At 65.4% G+C, this 18,950-nt stretch carries 12 protein-coding genes and 1 tRNA gene; 12 read left to right on the top strand and 1 reads right to left on the bottom strand.

The annotated features are described in order from the left end of the window. Positions 1 to 319 precede the first annotated feature (319 nt). The 9 genes from V7Q42_RS19515 to rpoC all read left to right on the top strand — a co-directional run bounded on the left by V7Q42_RS19515 (position 320) and on the right by rpoC (position 12,894). Positions 320 to 395: transfer RNA gene (locus V7Q42_RS19515), tRNA-Trp, on the top strand. 103 nt (positions 396 to 498) lie between these two features. Next, the gene (gene secE, locus V7Q42_RS19510; protein WP_333825909.1) at positions 499 to 696 is read left to right on the top strand and encodes a preprotein translocase subunit SecE; all 198 of its coding nucleotides are present in this window, start codon (positions 499 to 501) and stop codon (positions 694 to 696) included. Positions 697 to 717: 21 nt separating this feature from the next. Beyond that, the gene (gene nusG / locus V7Q42_RS19505; protein ID WP_333825907.1) at positions 718 to 1,248 is read left to right on the top strand and encodes a transcription termination/antitermination protein NusG; all 531 of its coding nucleotides are present in this window, start codon (positions 718 to 720) and stop codon (positions 1,246 to 1,248) included. 268 nt (positions 1,249 to 1,516) lie between these two features. Then, positions 1,517 to 1,963: a 50S ribosomal protein L11 gene (gene rplK, locus V7Q42_RS19500; RefSeq protein WP_333825905.1), complete on the top strand. Its 447-nt coding sequence runs from the start codon at positions 1,517 to 1,519 to the stop codon at positions 1,961 to 1,963. Between the two features lie 4 nt (positions 1,964 to 1,967). Further along, positions 1,968 to 2,669: a 50S ribosomal protein L1 gene (rplA, locus tag V7Q42_RS19495; RefSeq protein ID WP_333825904.1), complete on the top strand. Its 702-nt coding sequence runs from the start codon at positions 1,968 to 1,970 to the stop codon at positions 2,667 to 2,669. A 469-nt stretch (positions 2,670 to 3,138) separates the two neighbouring features. Continuing rightward, positions 3,139 to 3,657: a 50S ribosomal protein L10 gene (gene rplJ / locus V7Q42_RS19490; protein WP_333825903.1), complete on the top strand. Its 519-nt coding sequence runs from the start codon at positions 3,139 to 3,141 to the stop codon at positions 3,655 to 3,657. A 57-nt stretch (positions 3,658 to 3,714) separates the two neighbouring features. Then, the gene (rplL, locus tag V7Q42_RS19485; RefSeq protein ID WP_333825902.1) at positions 3,715 to 4,092 is read left to right on the top strand and encodes a 50S ribosomal protein L7/L12; all 378 of its coding nucleotides are present in this window, start codon (positions 3,715 to 3,717) and stop codon (positions 4,090 to 4,092) included. Positions 4,093 to 4,370: 278 nt separating this feature from the next. Beyond that, positions 4,371 to 8,504, top strand: a complete 4,134-nt coding sequence (gene rpoB, locus V7Q42_RS19480) for a DNA-directed RNA polymerase subunit beta (RefSeq protein WP_333825901.1) — start codon at positions 4,371 to 4,373, stop codon at positions 8,502 to 8,504. Positions 8,505 to 8,703: 199 nt separating this feature from the next. Further along, a complete protein-coding gene (gene rpoC, locus V7Q42_RS19475; RefSeq protein WP_333825900.1) occupies positions 8,704 to 12,894 on the top strand; it encodes a DNA-directed RNA polymerase subunit beta' in 4,191 nt (1,396 codons plus the stop codon). A 225-nt stretch (positions 12,895 to 13,119) separates the two neighbouring features. On the opposite strand, the gene V7Q42_RS19470 is transcribed toward rpoC, so the two are convergent. Continuing rightward, positions 13,120 to 15,099: a methyl-accepting chemotaxis protein gene (locus V7Q42_RS19470; protein WP_333825899.1), complete on the bottom strand. Its 1,980-nt coding sequence runs from the start codon at positions 15,097 to 15,099 to the stop codon at positions 13,120 to 13,122. A gap of 758 nt (positions 15,100 to 15,857) precedes the next feature. Between V7Q42_RS19470 and rpsL the strand changes: the two genes are divergently transcribed. From rpsL to fusA, 3 genes are read left to right on the top strand one after another with little or no spacing between them, the layout of a single operon-like run. Then, positions 15,858 to 16,229 carry a 30S ribosomal protein S12 gene (rpsL, locus tag V7Q42_RS19465; RefSeq protein WP_333825898.1) on the top strand — a complete coding sequence of 124 codons (372 nt, stop codon included), beginning with the start codon at positions 15,858 to 15,860 and terminating at the stop codon, positions 16,227 to 16,229. Positions 16,230 to 16,267: 38 nt separating this feature from the next. Further along, on the top strand, positions 16,268 to 16,738 hold the full coding sequence (gene rpsG / locus V7Q42_RS19460; protein ID WP_333825897.1) for a 30S ribosomal protein S7: 471 nt from the start codon (positions 16,268 to 16,270) through the stop codon (positions 16,736 to 16,738). Positions 16,739 to 16,773: 35 nt separating this feature from the next. Continuing rightward, positions 16,774 to 18,846 (top strand): elongation factor G, encoded by a 2,073-nt coding sequence (fusA, locus tag V7Q42_RS19455; RefSeq protein ID WP_333825896.1) that lies wholly within the window; start codon positions 16,774 to 16,776, stop codon positions 18,844 to 18,846. The last annotated feature ends 104 nt before the right edge of the window (positions 18,847 to 18,950 follow it).

Below are 18,950 nucleotides of genomic sequence, written 5' to 3'. Positions count from 1 at the left end.
CCATCCGTGAAGGCGGCCGCACCGTCGGCGCCGGCGTCGTCGCCAAGATCATCGCCTGACGATGATTTCGGCGCCGAGCCGTCCGCGGCCGACCGCGGACGGAGGCGGCGCCGGCGTCGTCGCCGAGATCATCGCCTGATGATATCGGATGTCGTCGGCCCGAATCGGGGTCGACGACGTCTTCGCCACCCGCTCCGGCGAGTGGTCAGTGGCCCCACCTCGGGATGGGGCTCCGAGCTGAAAGCGAGTTTCGCCGCGCCTGTGGATAATCCCCGGCCGCGGCGGATACCGGCGAGAGCCGAAATTCGACTGTGCCTCTAGGGGTATAGCTCAGTTGGTAGAGCATCGGTCTCCAAAACCGAGGGTCGGGGGTTCGAGTCCCTCTGCCCCTGCCAGTCGAATTACTCTTGCCGTATCCTCGTCGACGCATTAGTTAGATCGTCCCAGCGAGGCGCGCGAAGGGGCCACCCTTCCGCGCCTGCCTGTCGTGAGCGGCGGATGGCCAAGAGCAATCCTTTCACCTTCGTGCAGCAGGTCCGCGACGAGGTCGCCAAGGTCACTTGGCCGACCCGCAACGAGACCGGTGTCACGACCCTCATGGTGGTCGCGATGGCCTTCATCGCCGCCATCTTCTTTCTTCTGGCCGATTGGCTGATGGGGTGGGGCGTTTCCCTCATCCTCGGCATCGGTCACTGACGACGTCCGGCGGAGAAGTTCATGGCCAAGCGCTGGTACATCGTCCACGCCTACTCGAATTTCGAGAACAAGGTCGCCGAGTCGATCCGTGAACGGGCTGCCCAGAACGGTCTCGCCGACCAGTTCGAGCAGATCCTGGTGCCGACCGAGAAGGTCGTCGAGGTTCGCCGCGGTCGCAAGGTGGACACCGAGCGCAAGTTCTTCCCCGGCTACGTGCTGGTGAAGGCCGAACTCACCGATCAGGTCTTCCACCTGATCAAGAACACCCCGAAGGTGACCGGCTTCCTCGGCTCCGACAACAAGCCGATGCCGATCCCCGAGAGCGAAGCGCTCCGCATCCTGCAGCAGGTGCAGGAAGGCGTCGAGCGTCCCAAGCCCTCGATCTCCTTCGAGATCGGCGAGAACGTCCGCGTCTCGGACGGTCCTTTCGCCTCGTTCAACGGCGTCGTCGAGGAAGTCGACGAAGAGCGCTCGCGCCTCAAGGTAGCGGTGTCGATCTTCGGTCGCGCGACGCCGGTGGATCTGGAATACGGTCAGGTCGAGAAGATCTGAGACGAACGAATTCGGGAGGTCGCCCGCACCGTGAGAGCGGTGGGGTCGGCCTCTATCGGCCGTACGATCTCGTGTCGTCCGGCCGCCGGAGCGGGGATCGTGGGTCCCATGATCCGGCATCGTACGCCCGTGAGTCCTACCGAAAGGTGAGGGAAGCGGGTGGGCGGGAGGTTTTCCCGAGCTCTTTCGCCGAGCTCGGGCGGCCCGACCGCCACCTCCGAGGACACCGTGCGGGCGAGCCCCGAGCGGTCCATTTGGGAGCCAGACAATGGCGAAGAAGGTACAGGGCTACATCAAGCTCCAGGTGCCGGCGGGTTCTGCCAACCCGTCGCCGCCGATCGGTCCCGCGCTCGGTCAGCGTGGTCTGAACATCATGCAGTTCTGCAAGGACTTCAATTCGAAGACCGCGGAAATGCCGAAAGGTCAGCCGACCCCGGTGGTGATCACGTACTTCACCGACAAGTCGTTCTCCTTCGAGTTCAAGACCCCGCCGGCGTCGTTCTTCCTGAAGCAGGCGGCCAAGCTCGACACCAAGAAGAAGCCGGGTTCCGGGTCGAAGACCCCGGGCCGCTCCTTCGTGGGCCAGGTCACCCAGGCCCAGGTGAAGGAGATCGCCGAGAAGAAGATGAAGGACCTCAATGCCAACGACATCGACGCCGCCGCGAAGATGATCGAGGGCACCGCGCGGTCCATGGGCCTTCGTGTGGTGGAGTGAGACGATGCCGAAGATCGCCAAGCGCGTCGCCAAGTCCCGTGAGGGCATCGATCCCGTCAAGCTCTACGGCCTCGAAGAAGCCGTGAAGATGATCAAGGATCGCGCTTCCGCCAAGTTCGACGAGACCGTCGAGCTCGCCATGAACCTCGGCGTCGATCCGCGTCACGCCGACCAGATGGTCCGCGGCGTCTGCAACCTGCCGAACGGCACCGGCAAGACCGTGCGCGTCGCCGTCTTCGCCCGTGGCGCCAAGGCCGACGAGGCCAAGGCCGCGGGTGCCGACATCGTCGGCGCCGAGGATCTGCTCGCCACCATCCAGGGCGGCACGATCGACTTCGATCGCTGCATCGCCACCCCGGACCTGATGCCGCTCGTCGGCCGTCTCGGCAAGGTGCTCGGTCCGCGCGGCCTGATGCCGAACCCGAAGGTCGGCACCGTCACCATGGACGTGACCAAGGCGGTCACCGATGCCAAGGGCGGCGCCGTCGAGTTCCGCGCCGAGAAGGCGGGCATCGTCCATGCCGGCGTCGGCAAGGCCTCGTTCACCACCGAAGCGCTGATCGAGAACATCCGCGCCTTCGCCGATGCGGTGCACAAGGCCAAGCCGACCGGCGCCAAGGGCACCTACGTCCAGCGCGTGGCCGTGTCCTCGACCATGGGCCCCGGCGTCAAGATCGACCCGGCGTCGGTCCACGTCGCTCACTGAGCGACGGCGAACGAGTGTCGCTCACTGAGCGACGGCGAACGAGTGTCGCTCACCGAGGCGACCGTCGCGTCGCCGACCGGTGACGCGAAGATTTCGACCGGACGACGGTTCGCCGACGTCCGGTGGAGACTTCCGGGGCGGATGTCCTCCGCACCGGAAGGGGGCTCCCGATCCAGGCCCGTGAGGGCGCGGGGAGGGAGTGCCTGTCCGAGACTGCAGGCGTGGCGGGGTTCGCCCCACCGCTTAATTCGTACGAACTCGGGTGCGATCCGAGGGGCCTGCACGAGACGGGATGGAACGAGTTCCGTGGGAAACCCCCACGCGATCGGTTCGGACCGTTGCACCTCTGACCGGAGAGATCCGAGGCGGAGGGGACAGGAAGAGAGAGGTGCGGGAGGATCACCCGAACGCACCCCCTGCAACCGGCCTCGTCGAGCTCGCTCACGAGGTCATGAGGTGTGAGGCTATCGTGGATAGAGCCGAAAAGCGCGAACTCGTCGCGTCCCTCAACGTCCAGTTCAAGACGACTGGCTCCGTTGTGGTCGCGAAGTACGCGGGGCTCACCGTGGCGAACATGACCGCTCTGCGCGGGAAGGTTCGTGCCGCTGGTGGCACCGTCAAGGTCGCGAAGAACCGTCTCGCCAAGCTGGCTCTCGTCGGCACCGAACTCGAGCACATGGCCGACCTGTTCAAGGGCCCGACCGTCATCCTTTCTGCGAAGGATCCGGTCGCCGCCCCCAAGGTCGCTGCCGAATTCGCCAAGGCCAACGACAAGTTCGTGATCCTTGGTGGCGGCCTCGGCAAGCAGTCCCTCGACGCCGCCGGCGTCAAGGCTCTGGCCGATCTGCCGTCGCTCGACGAACTGCGCGCCAAGATCGCGGGCGTCATCAACCAGCCGGCTTCCAAGCTGGCCTCGGTGCTGGCCGCTCCCGCCGGTGCGCTCGCTCGCGTCATCCAGGCGCGCGCCGACAAGGACCAGGCGGCGTGAGCCGTCTTCGCGTCATTCGAAGATCCGATCGAACAGAACTCAGAAGGTAGTAGACAAATGGCCGATATCGCCAAGATCGTGGACGACCTGTCCGCCCTGACCATCCTGGAAGCCGCCGAGCTCGTGAAGATGCTCGAAGAGAAGTGGGGCGTCTCCGCCGCCGCTCCGGTGGCCGTCGCCGCCGCTGCCGGCCCGGCCGCCGCTGCCGCTCCGGTCGAAGAGCAGACCGAGTTCAACGTCATCCTCGCCGACGCGGGCGCCAACAAGATCAACGTGATCAAGGAAGTGCGCGCGATCACCGGCCTCGGCCTCAAGGAAGCCAAGGACCTGGTCGAAGCCGCTCCGAAGGCCGTCAAGGAAGGCATCGGCAAGGACGAGGCCGAGAAGGTCAAGAAGCAGCTCGAAGGCGCCGGCGCCAAGGTCGAGCTCAAGTGATCCGGCGCGGGCTCATCGCCCGCGTCACGAAGATCATCCCGGGTCGCCTTTTCGTGGCCCGGGATTTTCGGCGCTCTGAGGGTTGCGCGCCGAATTGACGAGAATCGTGTCTACTGGAGCGCGAGGGGCGGCGGGTCCCTGCTACTCCGGGTCGATGCGGTGGAAGCCCAATGGAAGTGGGAGACGACGGTGCTCCCGAGCATCCGCCGAGGCCGGCAACGGTCTCGACCCGAGGCGGGTTCTTCGGATTGCCGTCGGTTACCCGAGCGAGGACGACAATGGCCCAGACGTTCAACGGTCGTAGACGAGTCCGCAAGTTCTTCGGTTCGATCCGGGAAGTGGCGGAGATGCCCAACCTGATCGAAGTCCAGAAGGCGTCCTACGACCAGTTCCTGCAGGTGGACGAGCCGCGTGGCGGCCGTCCGGACGAAGGCTTGCAGGCCGTGTTCAAGTCGGTGTTCCCGATCTCCGACTTCCAGGGCAAGGCCCTGCTCGAGTTCGTGCGCTACGAATTCGAGCCGCCGAAGTACGACGTCGACGAATGCCGCCAGCGCGGCATGACCTTCGCCGCGCCGCTCAAGGTGACGCTGCGCCTCATCGTCTTCGACGTCGACGAGGATACCGGCGCCAAGTCCGTCAAGGACATCAAGGAGCAGGACGTCTTCATGGGCGACATGCCGCTCATGACCGACAACGGCACCTTCATCGTCAACGGCACCGAGCGCGTCATCGTCTCGCAGATGCACCGCTCGCCGGGCGTCTTCTTCGATCACGACAAGGGCAAGACCCACTCGTCGGGCAAGCTCCTGTTCGCCGCGCGCATCATCCCGTACCGCGGTTCCTGGCTCGACATCGAGTTCGACGCCAAGGACATCGTCTACGCGCGTATCGATCGCCGCCGTAAGATCCCGGTGTCGTCGCTGCTCTTCGCCCTCGGTATGGACGGCGAGGAGATCCTCGGCACGTTCTACAACAAGCTCGCCTACGAGCGCTCCGGCTCGGCGTGGCGCGTCCCCTACGACGCCGCCCGCATGCGCGGCTTCAAGGCGATCGTCGATCTGGTCGATGCCGACACCGGCGAGGTCGTGCTCGAAGCCGGCAAGAAGCTCACCGCCCGTCAGGCCCGCATCCTCGCCGAGAAGGGCCTCAAGGCTCTGAAGGTGACGGACGAGGAGGTCGTCGGCCAGTATCTCGCCGAGGACATCGTCGACGGCAAGACCGGTCTCATCCACGCCGAAGCCGGCCAGGAGCTGACGGAGAAGCTGATCCGTCAGATTCTCGATCTCGGCTATCTGGAGATCCCGGTCCTCGACATCGACCATGTCAACACCGGCGCCTACATCCGCAACACGCTGGCGGTCGACAAGAACGAGACCCGCGAGGACTCGCTCTTCGACATCTACCGTGTCATGCGTCCGGGCGAGCCGCCGACCATCGAGACGGCGGAAGCGATGTTCCATTCGCTGTTCTTCGACGCCGAGCGCTACGACCTCTCGGCCGTCGGCCGCGTCAAGATGAACATGCGCCTCGACCTCGACGTCGAGGACACCGTCCGCACCATCCGCAAGGACGACATCCTGTCGGTGATCCGCACGCTGCTCGACCTGCGCGACGGCAAGGGCGAGATCGACGACATCGACAACCTCGGCAACCGCCGTGTCCGTTCCGTCGGCGAACTGATGGAAAATCAGTATCGCGTCGGCCTCTTGCGCATGGAGCGCGCCATCAAGGAGCGCATGTCCAGTGTCGAGATCGACACCGTCATGCCGCAGGACCTGATCAACGCCAAGCCGGCCGCCGCCGCGGTGCGCGAGTTCTTCGGTTCCTCGCAGCTCTCGCAGTTCATGGACCAGACCAACCCGCTCTCCGAGATCACGCACAAGCGTCGTCTCTCGGCGCTCGGCCCCGGCGGTCTGACCCGCGAGCGCGCCGGCTTCGAAGTGCGCGACGTGCACCCGACCCATTACGGCCGCATGTGCCCGATCGAGACGCCGGAAGGCCCAAACATCGGTCTCATCAACTCGCTGGCGACCTTCGCCCGCGTCAACAAGTACGGCTTCATCGAGGCTCCGTACCGCAAGGTGCGCGACGGCCGGGTGACCGAGGAGGTCGTCTATCTGTCGGCCACCGAGGAGTACAAGCACTACGTCGCCCAGTCGAACGCCGTGATCGACAAGGACGGCCGCCTCACCGAAGAGCTGATCGTCTGCCGTCACGCCGGCGAGCCGCTCATGGTGCCGGTCGACCGCGTCGACTACATGGACGTGTCGCCGAAGCAGTTGGTCTCGGTCGCCGCGGCGCTCATCCCGTTCCTCGAGAACGACGACGCCAACCGCGCGCTGATGGGCTCCAACATGCAGCGTCAGGCCGTGCCGCTGGTGCGCGCCGAGGCGCCGTTCGTCGGCACCGGCATGGAATCGGTCGTCGCCCGTGACTCCGGCGCCGCCATCGGCGCCAAGCGCGGCGGCATCGTCGATCAGGTGGACGCCACCCGTATCGTCATCCGCGCCACGGAAGATCTCGACCCGGCCAAGTCGGGCGTCGACATCTACCGTCTGATGAAGTTCCAGCGCTCGAACCAGTCGACCTGCATCAACCAGCGTCCGCTGGTGCGCGTCGGCGACATCATCGAGAAGGGCGACATCATCGCCGACGGTCCCTCGACCGATCTCGGCGATCTGGCGCTCGGCCGCAACGTCCTCGTCGCCTTCATGCCGTGGAACGGCTACAACTTCGAGGACTCGATCCTTCTCTCCGAGAACATCGTCAAGGACGACGTCTTCACCTCGATCCATCTGGAAGAGTTCGAGGTGATGGCCCGTGACACCAAGCTCGGTCCGGAAGAGATCACCCGCGACATCCCGAACGTCTCCGAAGAGGCGCTGAAGAACCTCGATGAAGCCGGCATCGTCTACATCGGCGCGGAAGTCCGTCCGGGCGACATCCTGGTCGGCAAGATCACGCCGAAGGGCGAGAGCCCGATGACGCCGGAAGAGAAGCTGCTGCGCGCCATCTTCGGCGAGAAGGCCTCGGACGTGCGCGACACGTCCCTGCGCGTTCCCCCGGGCGTCCAGGGCACGATCGTCGAAGTGCGCGTGTTCAATCGGCATGGTGTCGAGAAGGACGAGCGCGCCATGGCGATCGAGCGCGAGGAGATCGAACGCCTCGCCAAGGACCGCGACGACGAGCAGGCGATCCTCGACCGCAACGTCTACGGTCGCCTCACCGAGATGCTCATCGGCAAGACCGCCGTCTCCGGCCCCAAGGGCTTCAAGAAGGAGCAGGTGCTCTCCCAGGAGCTGATCGAGGAGTATCCGCGGTCGCAGTGGTGGATGTTCGCCGTCGCCGACGACAAGCTGATGGGCGAGATCGAAGCCCTGCGCGGTCAGTACGACGAGAGCCGCAAGCGCCTCGAGCAGCGCTTCATCGACAAGGTGGAGAAGCTGCAGCGCGGTGACGAGCTGCCCCCGGGCGTCATGAAGATGGTCAAGGTCTTCGTCGCCATCAAGCGCAAGATCCAGCCCGGCGACAAGATGGCCGGCCGTCACGGCAACAAGGGTGTCGTCTCTCGCATCGTTCCGGTCGAGGACATGCCCTATCTCGAAGACGGCACCAACGTCGACATCGTGCTGAACCCGCTCGGCGTGCCCTCGCGCATGAACGTCGGACAGATCCTCGAGACCCATCTCGGCTGGGCTTGCGCCGGCATGGGCAAGAAGATCGACGCGATGCTCGAAGCCTATCGCAGGTCGGGCGATCTCACCCCGCTGCGGTCGGAGATGGTCGACATCTACGGCGACAACATCAAGGGCGAGCAGCCCGGCGACTACGACGACGCCTCCGTCGTCCGTCTCGCCGAGACGGTCAAGAAGGGCGTGCCGATCGCCACTCCGGTGTTCGACGGCGCCAAGGAGCACGACATCGAGGCGGCTCTCGACAAGGCGGGTCTGGCCCATTCGGGTCAGGTCACCCTGTTCGACGGTCGCACCGGTGATCAGTTCGATCGCAAGGTCACGGTCGGCTACATCTACATGCTGAAGCTGCACCACCTGGTCGACGACAAGATCCACGCCCGTTCGATCGGTCCCTACTCGCTCGTCACCCAGCAGCCGCTGGGCGGCAAGGCGCAGTTCGGCGGCCAGCGCTTCGGCGAAATGGAAGTCTGGGCGCTCGAAGCCTACGGCGCGGCCTACACGCTGCAGGAGATGCTCACGGTCAAGTCCGACGACGTGGCCGGCCGCACCAAGGTCTACGAGGCGATCGTCCGTGGCGACGACACCTTCGAGGCCGGCATTCCCGAGAGCTTCAACGTGCTCGTCAAGGAAATGCGGTCGCTCAGCCTCAACGTCGAGTTGGTGGGTGTGCCGGGTCGTCCGGCGGACGAAGAGGGCGAGGCCCAGGCGGCGGAGTGATCCGCCGCTGAAATCGCGGTCCCCTCCGGCGGTGAGCCGGGGAGGGGGCCGCGGCGTTCCGAAGTGAAACGTGTGCCGGGACCCGCGTGGGGCGACGTCGTCGCCCGAGGGGGTCCGAGCCGAGTGACTGGAAATCTCGGGTGATCGTGCTCCCCGTTGCGGCGACGGGAGCGGGCCGACCACCGAAGGAGACCGCCCGATGAATCAAGACGTGATGAACATCTTCTCGCCCCAGACCCCGACGGCGCCGGTCTTCGACGCCATCCGGATCTCGATCGCCTCCCCCGAGAAGATCCTCTCCTGGTCCTACGGCGAGATCAAGAAGCCCGAGACGATCAACTACCGGACCTTCAAGCCGGAGCGCGACGGCCTGTTCTGCGCCCGGATCTTCGGACCGATCAAGGACTACGAGTGCTTGTGCGGCAAGTACAAGCGCATGAAGTACAAGGGCGTCATCTGCGAGAAGTGCGGCGTCGAAGTGACCCTGTCGCGCGTCCGTCGCGAGCGCATGGGCCACATCGAGCTCGCCGCTCCCGTCGCCCACATCTGGTTCCTGAAGTCGCTGCCGAGCCGCATCGGCATGCTGATGGACATGACGCTCAAGGACCTCGAGCGCATCCTCTACTTCGAGAACTACGTCGTCACCGAGCCGGGCCTCACGCCGCTGAAGCTGCATCAGCTTCTCAGCGAGGAGGAGTTCCTCAAGTCTCAGGACGACTACGGCGAGGACAGCTTCACCGCCCAGATCGGCGCCGAGGCCATCCGCGACATGCTTTCGGCCATGGACCTGCCGAAGCTCGCCGATCAGCTGCGCGTCGAGATCGCCGAGGCGACCGGTGACCTGAAGCCGAAGAAGCTCGCCAAGCGGCTGAAGCTGGTCGAGTCCTTCATCGAGTCGGGCAACCGTCCCGAGTGGATGATCCTCACCGTCGTGCCGGTCATCCCGCCGGATCTGCGCCCGCTCGTCCCCCTCGACGGCGGCCGCTTCGCGACCTCGGATCTCAACGACCTCTACCGCCGCGTCATCAACCGCAACAACCGTCTGAAGCGGCTGATCGAACTGCGCGCCCCGGACATCATCATCCGCAACGAGAAGCGCATGCTTCAGGAAGCGGTCGATGCGCTGTTCGACAACGGCCGTCGCGGCCGCGTCATCACCGGCGCCAACAAGCGCCCGCTGAAGTCGCTCGCCGACATGCTCAAGGGCAAGCAGGGCCGCTTCCGCCAGAACCTGCTCGGCAAGCGCGTCGACTATTCCGGCCGTTCGGTCATCGTCGTCGGCCCGGAACTCAAGCTGCATCAGTGCGGCCTGCCGAAGAAGATGGCGCTCGAGCTGTTCAAGCCGTTCATCTACTCGCGTCTCGACGCCAAGGGCCTGTCCTCGACGGTCAAGCAGGCGAAGAAGCTCGTCGAGAAGGAGCGTCCCGAGGTCTGGGACATCCTCGACGAGGTCATTCGCGAGCATCCGGTGATGCTGAACCGCGCCCCGACCCTCCACCGCCTCGGCATCCAGGCCTTCGAGCCGGTGCTGATCGAGGGCAAGGCGATCCAGCTGCATCCGCTCGTCTGCACGGCGTTCAACGCCGACTTCGACGGCGACCAGATGGCCGTGCACGTCCCGCTGTCGCTCGAAGCGCAGCTGGAAGCCCGCGTGCTGATGATGTCGACCAACAATATCCTGCACCCGGCGAACGGCGCGCCGATCATCGTGCCGTCGCAGGACATCGTTCTCGGCCTCTACTACCTGTCGCTGATGAACGCCAACGAGCCGGGCGAAGGCATGGCCTTCGGCAACCTCGGTGAGATGCAGCACGCCCTCGAGAACAAGGTCGTGACCCTGCACTCGAAGATCCGCGGCCGCTGGACCGGCGTCGACGCCGAGGGCAAGCCCTACACCAAGATCTACGAGACCACCCCGGGCCGTCTGTTCATCGGCGAACTGCTGCCGAAGCACCCGGGCATCACCTTCGACGTCTGCAACCAGCAGATGACGAAGAAGAACATCTCGGCGATGATCGACGCGGTCTACCGTACCTGCGGTCAGAAGGAGACGGTGATCTTCTGCGACCGCATCATGTCGCTCGGCTTCACCAACGCCTTCAAGGCCGGCATCTCGTTCGGCAAGGACGACATGGTCATCCCGGACACCAAGCCCAAGATGGTGTCCGAGACCCAGGCCGCCGCGAAGGAGTTCGAGCAGCAGTACCAGGACGGCCTGATCACCCAGGGTGAGAAGTACAACAAGGTCGTCGACGCCTGGGCGAAGTGCACCGACCGTATCGCCGAGGAGATGATGAAGCGCATCTCCGCGGTCCAGATCGACCAGGAGACCGGCCGCCAGAAGCCGATCAACTCGATCTACATGATGTCGCACTCCGGCGCCCGTGGCTCGCCGACCCAGATGCGCCAGCTCGCCGCCATGCGCGGCCTGATGGCCAAGCCGTCGGGCGAGATCATCGAGACGCCGATCATCTCGAACTTCAAGGAAGGCCTGACCGTGCTCGAGTACTTCAACTCGACCCACGGTGCGCGTAAGGGCCTCGCCGACACCGCGCTCAAGACCGCGAACTCGGGTTACCTCACCCGTCGTCTCGTCGACGTGGCGCAGGATTCGATCATCACCGAACAGGACTGCGGCTCGGAAGGCGGCATCCACGTTCAGGCGATCGTCGACGCCGGTCAGGTCGTCGCCTCGCTCGGCAGCCGCGTCCTCGGCCGCGTCGCCGCCGAGGACATCACCGACCCCGCCTCCGGCGAGGTGCTGGTGGCCAAGGGCGAGCTGATCGACGAAGGTCACGTCAAGCGGATCGAAGGCGCCGGCATCCAGTCGGTCAAGATCCGTTCGGTGCTGACCTGCGAGACCAAGATCGGCGTCTGCGTCCAGTGCTACGGCCGCGACCTCGCCCGTGGTACCCCGGTCAACATGGGCGAAGCGGTGGGCGTCATCGCCGCCCAGTCGATCGGCGAGCCGGGCACCCAGCTCACCATGCGCACCTTCCACGTCGGTGGTACGGCGCAGGTGGTGGATAGTTCCTTCGTCGAATCCAACTTCGAAGGCACCATCGCTATCCGCAACCGCAACGTCGTGCGCGACTCGGAAGGCCGTCTGGTCGTCATGGGCCGCAACGTCACCGTCGCCGTCATCGACGCCGACGGCTCGGAGCGTGCCACCCATCGTCTGATCTACGGCGCCCGTCTGTTCGTCGACGAGGGAGACAAGGTGAAGCGTGGCCAGCGCATCGCCGAGTGGGATCCCTACACCCGGCCGATCCTGACCGAAGTCGATGGTGTCATCGGCTACGAGGACCTGATCGACGCGCAGACCATGACCGAGACGACCGACGAGGCGACCGGCATCACCAAGCGCGTCGTCATCGACTGGCGCACCTCGACCCGCACCTCGGATCTCAAGCCGGCGATCGTCATCAAGGGCCATGACGGCAAGATCTCCCGCCTCAGCCGCGGCGGCGAGGCTCGCTACACCCTGCCGGTGGACGCGATCCTCTCGGTCGACCCGAACTCGAAGGTCAACGCCGGCGACGTCGTCGCCCGTATCCCGCTCGAGTCCGCCAAGACCCGCGACATCACCGGCGGTCTGCCGCGCGTCGCCGAACTCTTCGAGGCGCGTCGTCCCAAGGACCACGCGATCATCGCGGAGACCGACGGCACGGTTCGCTTCGGACGCGACTACAAGAACAAGCGTCGCATCCTGATCGAGCCGGCGGACGGTTCGGAGCCGATCGAGTACCTGATCCCGAAGGGCAAGCACGTCCATCTCCAGGACGGCGACACCATCGAGAAGGGCGAGTACATCCTCGACGGCAACCCGGCGCCGCACGACATCCTGGCGATCAAGGGCGTGGAGGCTCTCGCGGCGTTCCTCGTCAACGAGATCCAGGAGGTCTACCGGCTCCAGGGCGTGGTGATCAACGACAAGCACATCGAGGTCATCGTCCGGCAGATGCTGCAGAAGGTCGAGATCACCGATCCGGGCGAGTCCGACACCATCTCCGGCGAGCAGATCGACCGCCTCGACCTCGACATGATGAACGAGAAGCTGATCTCGGAAGGCAAGAAGCCGGCCTCGGGCGTGCCCGTGCTGCTCGGCATCACCAAGGCCTCGCTGCAGACCCGTTCGTTCATCTCGGCCGCGTCGTTCCAGGAGACCACCCGCGTCCTCACCGAAGCGGCGGTCGCCGGCAAGATCGACGCCCTGGAAGGCCTCAAGGAGAACGTCATCGTCGGCCGTCTGATCCCGGCCGGCACCGGTTCGGTGATGAACCGCGTCCGTCAGATCGCCACGCACCGCGACGAGCTCATCGTCGAGGAGCGCAAGGCCCAGGCCGGCGCCATCGAGATCGAAGCGCCGGCTCTGCCCGCCGCCGAGTGATACGAAGTCCGGATGAATCCATCCGGACTTCGTATTCCGACCGTCCAAAAATCCGGTCCACACAAGGGTTTTTGGACGAGTTCGATCCGGCGCCGTGAAGCGATCCGCCGGATCTCGTATGATCGACCGGATCGATCGGGAAAATGAAGTGAGCGCCGCGGGAAACCGCGGCGCTCTTCGTTTTCGGCGTCGGATCGCCCCTACCGGTTCGTTTTCCGGTCGACTTCAGGCGGCGGCCTTGCCGCAGCCGCCGTCGGAGACGTCGCGAAGGAACCGTTCGACCGAATGCGACAGCTCCGCTGCGGCGCGCGTCAACGTGTCCGATGCGCTGCGCACCCGGCCCGCCTCCGAACTGGTGGCGATGATCGCCTCGTCGACGCTGGCGACATTGCGGGCGACCTGCCCGGTACCGTCGGAGGCGCACTGCACCGACTGGGCGATCTCGCGGGTCGCCGTTTCCTGCTCTTCGACCGCCGATGCGATGGTCGTGGTCAGGACCGAGATCTCGCCGATCGCCTTGGTGATCGAGCGGATGGCGTCGACCGCCCCGCGGGTCGAGGCCTGGATGCCGGCGATCTGATCGGCGATCTCGGTGGTGGCCACCGAGGTCTGTTGGGCGAGAGCCTTCACCTCGGAGGCGACCACGGCGAAGCCCTTGCCCATCTCCCCCGCCCGCGCCGCCTCGATCGTGGCGTTGAGCGCCAGCAGGTTGGTCTGGCCGGCGATGTCGCGGATCATCCCGACGACGGTTCCGATCTTCTCGGCGGCGTTCGACAGCGAAGAGACGTCGGTGTCGGTGGCGATCGCCGTCTCGGTGGCGCGGCCGACGATCTCGCCGGCCTTCTGCGTCTGCGCGGCGATCTCTCGGATCGACGCGGCCAGTTCCTCGCTCGCCGCGGCGACGGTCTGAACGTTCTGCGAAGCGCCGGCCGAGGCCGATCGTGCCGAAGCGGCTTCGTTCGATGCCGTGCTCGCCACATCGGTCAGCGTGCCGGCGGTCGTCCGCATCGCATCCGTTTCGCCGCCGAGCGCCGAGAGGGTCGCGGTGATGGTCGTGCGGAATTCCGTGACGATGCGGTCGACATGCGCCTGCCGATCGCGTTCGCGCTTCCGTTCGGCTTCGGCTTCGCCCTCGAGGCGCATGCGTTCCACCACGTTCTCGCGGAGAACCGCGACGGCCCTCGCCATTCCGCCGATCTCGTCGCCCCGCTCGCGACCTTCCACCGTGACCGACACGTCGTTGTCGGCGAGCCGGCGCATCACCTCCGAGAGGCGGCCGACCGGCCGTGAGATCGAGCGGGCGACGTAGACGGAGATCGCCGCCGTGACGACGGCGAGGACGGCGAGGAAGCCGGCCAGGATCCAGAACGTCGAGCGCGCGTCGGCGGCTCGAGCGTCGGCGACCGCGACGATATCGCCGGCGACCCGGTCCTCGATCGTCTTGAGCGCGTCGATGCGCCGGCTGGCCGCATCGAACCAGGCCTGCGACGCGACCGAGCCCACGTCGGCGCCGAAGGGCGCCTCCCAGGCGACCGCTCGCATCCGATCGACCTCCTTCTGTACCGGCCCGGCGAGCGCGGCGTTCCACGCGCCGATCCAGTCCGGCGTCGCCAGATCGCGGAAGCGTCCGAAGAACGTGTCCTGCTGCGCCGCGAGCCGGACGAAGCTGCGATGGACGGCCGGAGCGAAACTGCCGCTCCCGAATCCGCTGGCGCCCGCCGCGCGTTCCTGTCCGGCGCGTTCCTTGCCCTGCAGCAGGGCGTTCCAGCCGACGAGCGCCCGGACGATCTCGCCATCGTCTGTGATTCCGATCACCGCTTCGGTCAACGCCAGAAGATCGGCGATGGTCGAAGTGTAGAAGGCCGCGGAGTCGGGCGCCGAGAGTTTCGCGGCGCCGATGTCGTCGCGGACCGCCGCGAGTCGGGCGAGGTTCTTCTCCGCCGCCGTCGCCGGTCGCGCGAAAGCCGAGACCATGGCTCCCCCGCCGGCCGTCCCGAAGGCCTTCCGGTAAGCGGTCAGAGCCTTGTCGGTATCGCCGCGCGATTCGCGCAGCTCTGCCTGGAACTCCTTGCCCTTCGATCCGATGAAGCCGGCCGACGTGCCGCGCTCCCGTTGCAGTTCGTGAACCAGCCCCGAGATGCTCGGTGCGAGCCGGACGGCATCGGCGACCCGTTCGGCCTCGATGGCGATTCCTCGTTCCTTCACCAGCAGACCCAGCCCGATACCCGCAGCCGCAAGGACGGGAACCAGACAGAGAATCGCGATTCTCGCAGCGATCGAAATGCGCGTCATCCAGCCCGCCATGGCTCTCCCCCTTCCGACGTCGGATGTATCTTGCATACGTATCACGTCGGGTTTACGTAAAGGAAAGTTTAAAGCAATTCAAAATATCAGCATTCATGACGGTGTGACGCCATTATGAAGCCGGCAACACAACGCCATGGTGGTGAATCGGACGCAGCGCACGTATCCCAAGCAGAAAATCCGTCCGAGACGCAGCTCGATTCGGCCGATGTCGACCCATCGACCGGCCTCCTCGGCAGGAAGCGTGGGTCTCGGCCGGCGGGAAGCGCCGCGGCCGGAACCGGGAAGCCCATTTTCCCGCGCTTTCTCACTTGACGGGGGAGGGCGACGCGGATAGAAACCGCTCACTTTCACGGCAGGCCCGTCGGCCGCCAGGGTTTCGTTCGCGTCTCGCGGATGGAACAGGGCGCCGAGACGCTGCCGGGATCGCGATCTGGAAAGCCGAGGATCATGATCGGGTTCGCCCCGGTCCTCTGACTTTTCGCGCCGGGCGGGGAGGCTCTCCTCGTGGACCGGTGCTTTTCGTTCGTTCCGCGAGGTCGAATGAGGTCGTGAACCCGGACGGCGCTCCAGGGCGGTGTCGGGGTACTGCGAGTTGCGCGGGGTGCCCGCGAAAAGGAAATGGCCGAAAGGCCGGGTCATCAGAAGGCTGAAGACGAATGCCGACGATCAACCAGCTCATCCGCGCTCCGCGGCAGGCTCCCACCAAGCGGAACAAGGCTCCCGCGATGGAATCCTGCCCGCAGAAGCGTGGTGTGTGCACGCGCGTCTACACCACGACCCCGAAGAAGCCGAACTCGGCGCTCCGCAAGGTCGCCAAGGTTCGTCTGACCAACGGCTTCGAGGTGATCGGCTACATCCCGGGCGAGGGCCACAACCTTCAGGAGCACTCCGTGGTGATGATCCGCGGCGGCCGCGTGAAGGACCTTCCGGGCGTCCGCTATCACATCCTGCGCGGTGTCCTCGACACCCAGGGCGTGAAGGACCGCAAGCAGCGCCGCTCGAAGTACGGCGCCAAGCGTCCGAAGTGATCCGGTATCCCTGAGTTTCGAACGACCGAGGAAGACCTATGTCCCGTCGTCATGCTGCCGAGAAGCGCGAAGTCAATCCGGATCCGAAGTTCGGTGACGTCATCGTTTCCAAGTTCATGAACAACGTCATGGAAGACGGCAAGAAGTCGGTCGCCGAGTCGATCGTCTACGGTGCCTTCGACCTGATCGAGAAGAAGACCCGCCAGGATCCGCTGGCGATCTTCCATCAGGCGCTCGAGAACGTGGCGCCGCAGATCGAAGTCCGCTCGCGCCGCGTCGGTGGCGCCACCTATCAGGTGCCGGTGGAAGTTCGTGCCGAGCGTCGTCAGGCGCTGGCCATCCGCTGGCTCCTCACGGCCACTCGTGGCCGCAACGAAAAGACGATGACCGAGCGTCTCTCCGCCGAGCTGCTCGACGCGTCGAACAACCGCGGCAACGCGGTGAAGAAGCGGGAGGACACCCACCGCATGGCCGAGGCGAACCGCGCCTTCTCCCATTATCGCTGGTGAGTTCCGCTCCTTACGACGTTTGAGGCGACACGATCATGCCCCGCACGCACGCCATCGAAGACTATCGCAATTTCGGCATCATGGCCCACATCGATGCCGGCAAGACGACGACCACCGAACGTGTGCTCTACTATTCCGGTAAGAGCCACAAGATCGGTGAAGTTCACGACGGCGCTGCCACCATGGACTTCATGGAGCAGGAGCAGGAGCGTGGCATCACCATCACCTCGGCGGCCACCACCACCTTCTGGAACGGCAAGCGCCTGAACATCATCGACACCCCCGGGCACGTCGACTTCACCATCGAAGTCGAGCGTTCGCTGCGCGTGCTCGACGGTGCGGTGTGCGTGCTCGACTCCAACCAGGGTGTGGAGCCGCAGACCGAGACCGTGTGGCGCCAGGGCGACAAGTACAAGGTGCCGCGCATCGTCTTCGCCAACAAGATGGACAAGATCGGCGCCGACTTCGACCGCTGCATCTCGGACATCAAGACCCGCCTCGGCGCCAAGCCGATCCCGATCCAGATCCCGATCGGTGCGGAGTCCAACTTCAAGGGCCTCGTGGACCTCGTCCGCATGAAGGCCGTCGTGTGGGAAGACGAGGCGCTCGGCGCCAAGTACCACGACGAAGAGATCCCGGACGATCTCGCCGACAAGTGCGAGGCCGCCCGTCTCGAGATGATCGAGGCCTGCGTCGAACTCGACGAGACCGCGATGGAGCAGTACCTCGAAGGCATCATGCCCGACGAGGCGACCATCAAGCGCCTTCTCCGCAAGGCCGTCATCGAGGGCGCCTTCTTCCCGGTTCTCTGTGGCTCGGCCTTCAAGAACAAGGGCGTGCAGCCGCTCCTCGACGCCGTCGTCGACTATCTGCCGTCGCCGCTCGATCGCCCGTCGATCAAGGGTATCGACCTCAAGACCGAGGAAGAGACCGAGCGCAAGTCGTCGGACGCCGATCCGCTGGCTCTCCTCGCCTTCAAGCTGATGGACGACCAGTACGGCATCCTGACCTTCTGCCGCATCTACTCGGGCAAGCTCGAGAAGGGCGTCAGCCTGCTCAACTCCGTCCGTGGCAAGACCGAGCGCGTCGGCCGCATGGTTCTCATGCACGCCGACAGCCGCGAAGAGATCTCCGAGGCCTATGCCGGCGACATCGTCGCGCTGGTCGGCCTCAAGGAGACCCGCACCGGCGACACGCTCTGCGACCCCAACAAGGGCGTCATCCTGGAGCGCATGGAGTTCCCGGAGCCGGTCATCGAGATGGCCGTCGAGCCGAAGGCCAAGGGCGACCAGGAAAAGATGGGCATCGCCCTGGCGAAGCTCGCGGCCGAGGATCCGTCCTTCCGCGTGTCGACCGATCCGGAGTCCGGCCAGACCATCGTCAAGGGCATGGGCGAGCTTCATCTCGACATCAAGGTCGACATCCTGAAGCGCACCCACAAGGTGGAAGTCAACGTCGGCGCCCCGCAGGTCGCCTACCGCGAAACCATCCGCCGCTCGACCGACATCGACTACACCCACAAGAAGCAGACCGGTGGTACCGGCCAGTTCGCCCGGGTGAAGTTCCACATCGAGCCGAACGAGTCGGGCAAGGGCTTCGAGTTCGAGTCCAAGATCATCGGCGGTTCGGTGCCGAAGGAATACTTCCCCGGCGTCGAGAAGGGCCTCAACTCGGTCCTCACCTCGGGTCCGGTGGCGGGCTTCCCGGTCGTGGACGTCAAGGTCCAGCTGATCGACGGCGCCTACCACGAGGTCGACTCCTCGGCCATCGCCTTCGAAATCGCGTCGCGTGCGGCGTTCCGTGAGGGCCTGGAGAAGGCCGGCGCGGTGCTGCTCGAGCCGATCATGAAGGTCGAGGTCGTGACCCCCGAGGAATACCTCGGCTCGGTCATCGGTGACCTGAACTCCCGTCGTGGCCAGATCGCCGGCACCGACACCCGCGGCAACGCGCAGATCGTCAACGCGATGGTGCCGCTCGCCAACATGTTCGGCTACGTGAACCAGCTGCGCTCCTTCTCGCAGGGCCGCGCCAGCTACACGATGCTGTTCGACCACTACGAAGAAGTGCCGTCGAACGTCGCCGCCGAAGTCCAGAAGAAGTTCGCCTGATCCGCCGATCAGTCCAGCTCGAGGAGCACGGAGAAATCCGATGGCCAAAGAAAAGTTCGAACGCACGAAGCCGCACTGCAACATCGGCACGATCGGGCACGTCG

Origin of the sequence: Pinisolibacter sp., assembly GCF_036782435.1 — a bacterium.
GTDB lineage: Bacteria > Pseudomonadota > Alphaproteobacteria > Rhizobiales > Ancalomicrobiaceae > CALBKH01.
Note: the sequence above shows the minus strand (reverse complement) of the source record. Positions and strands in the feature narration are given on the sequence as shown.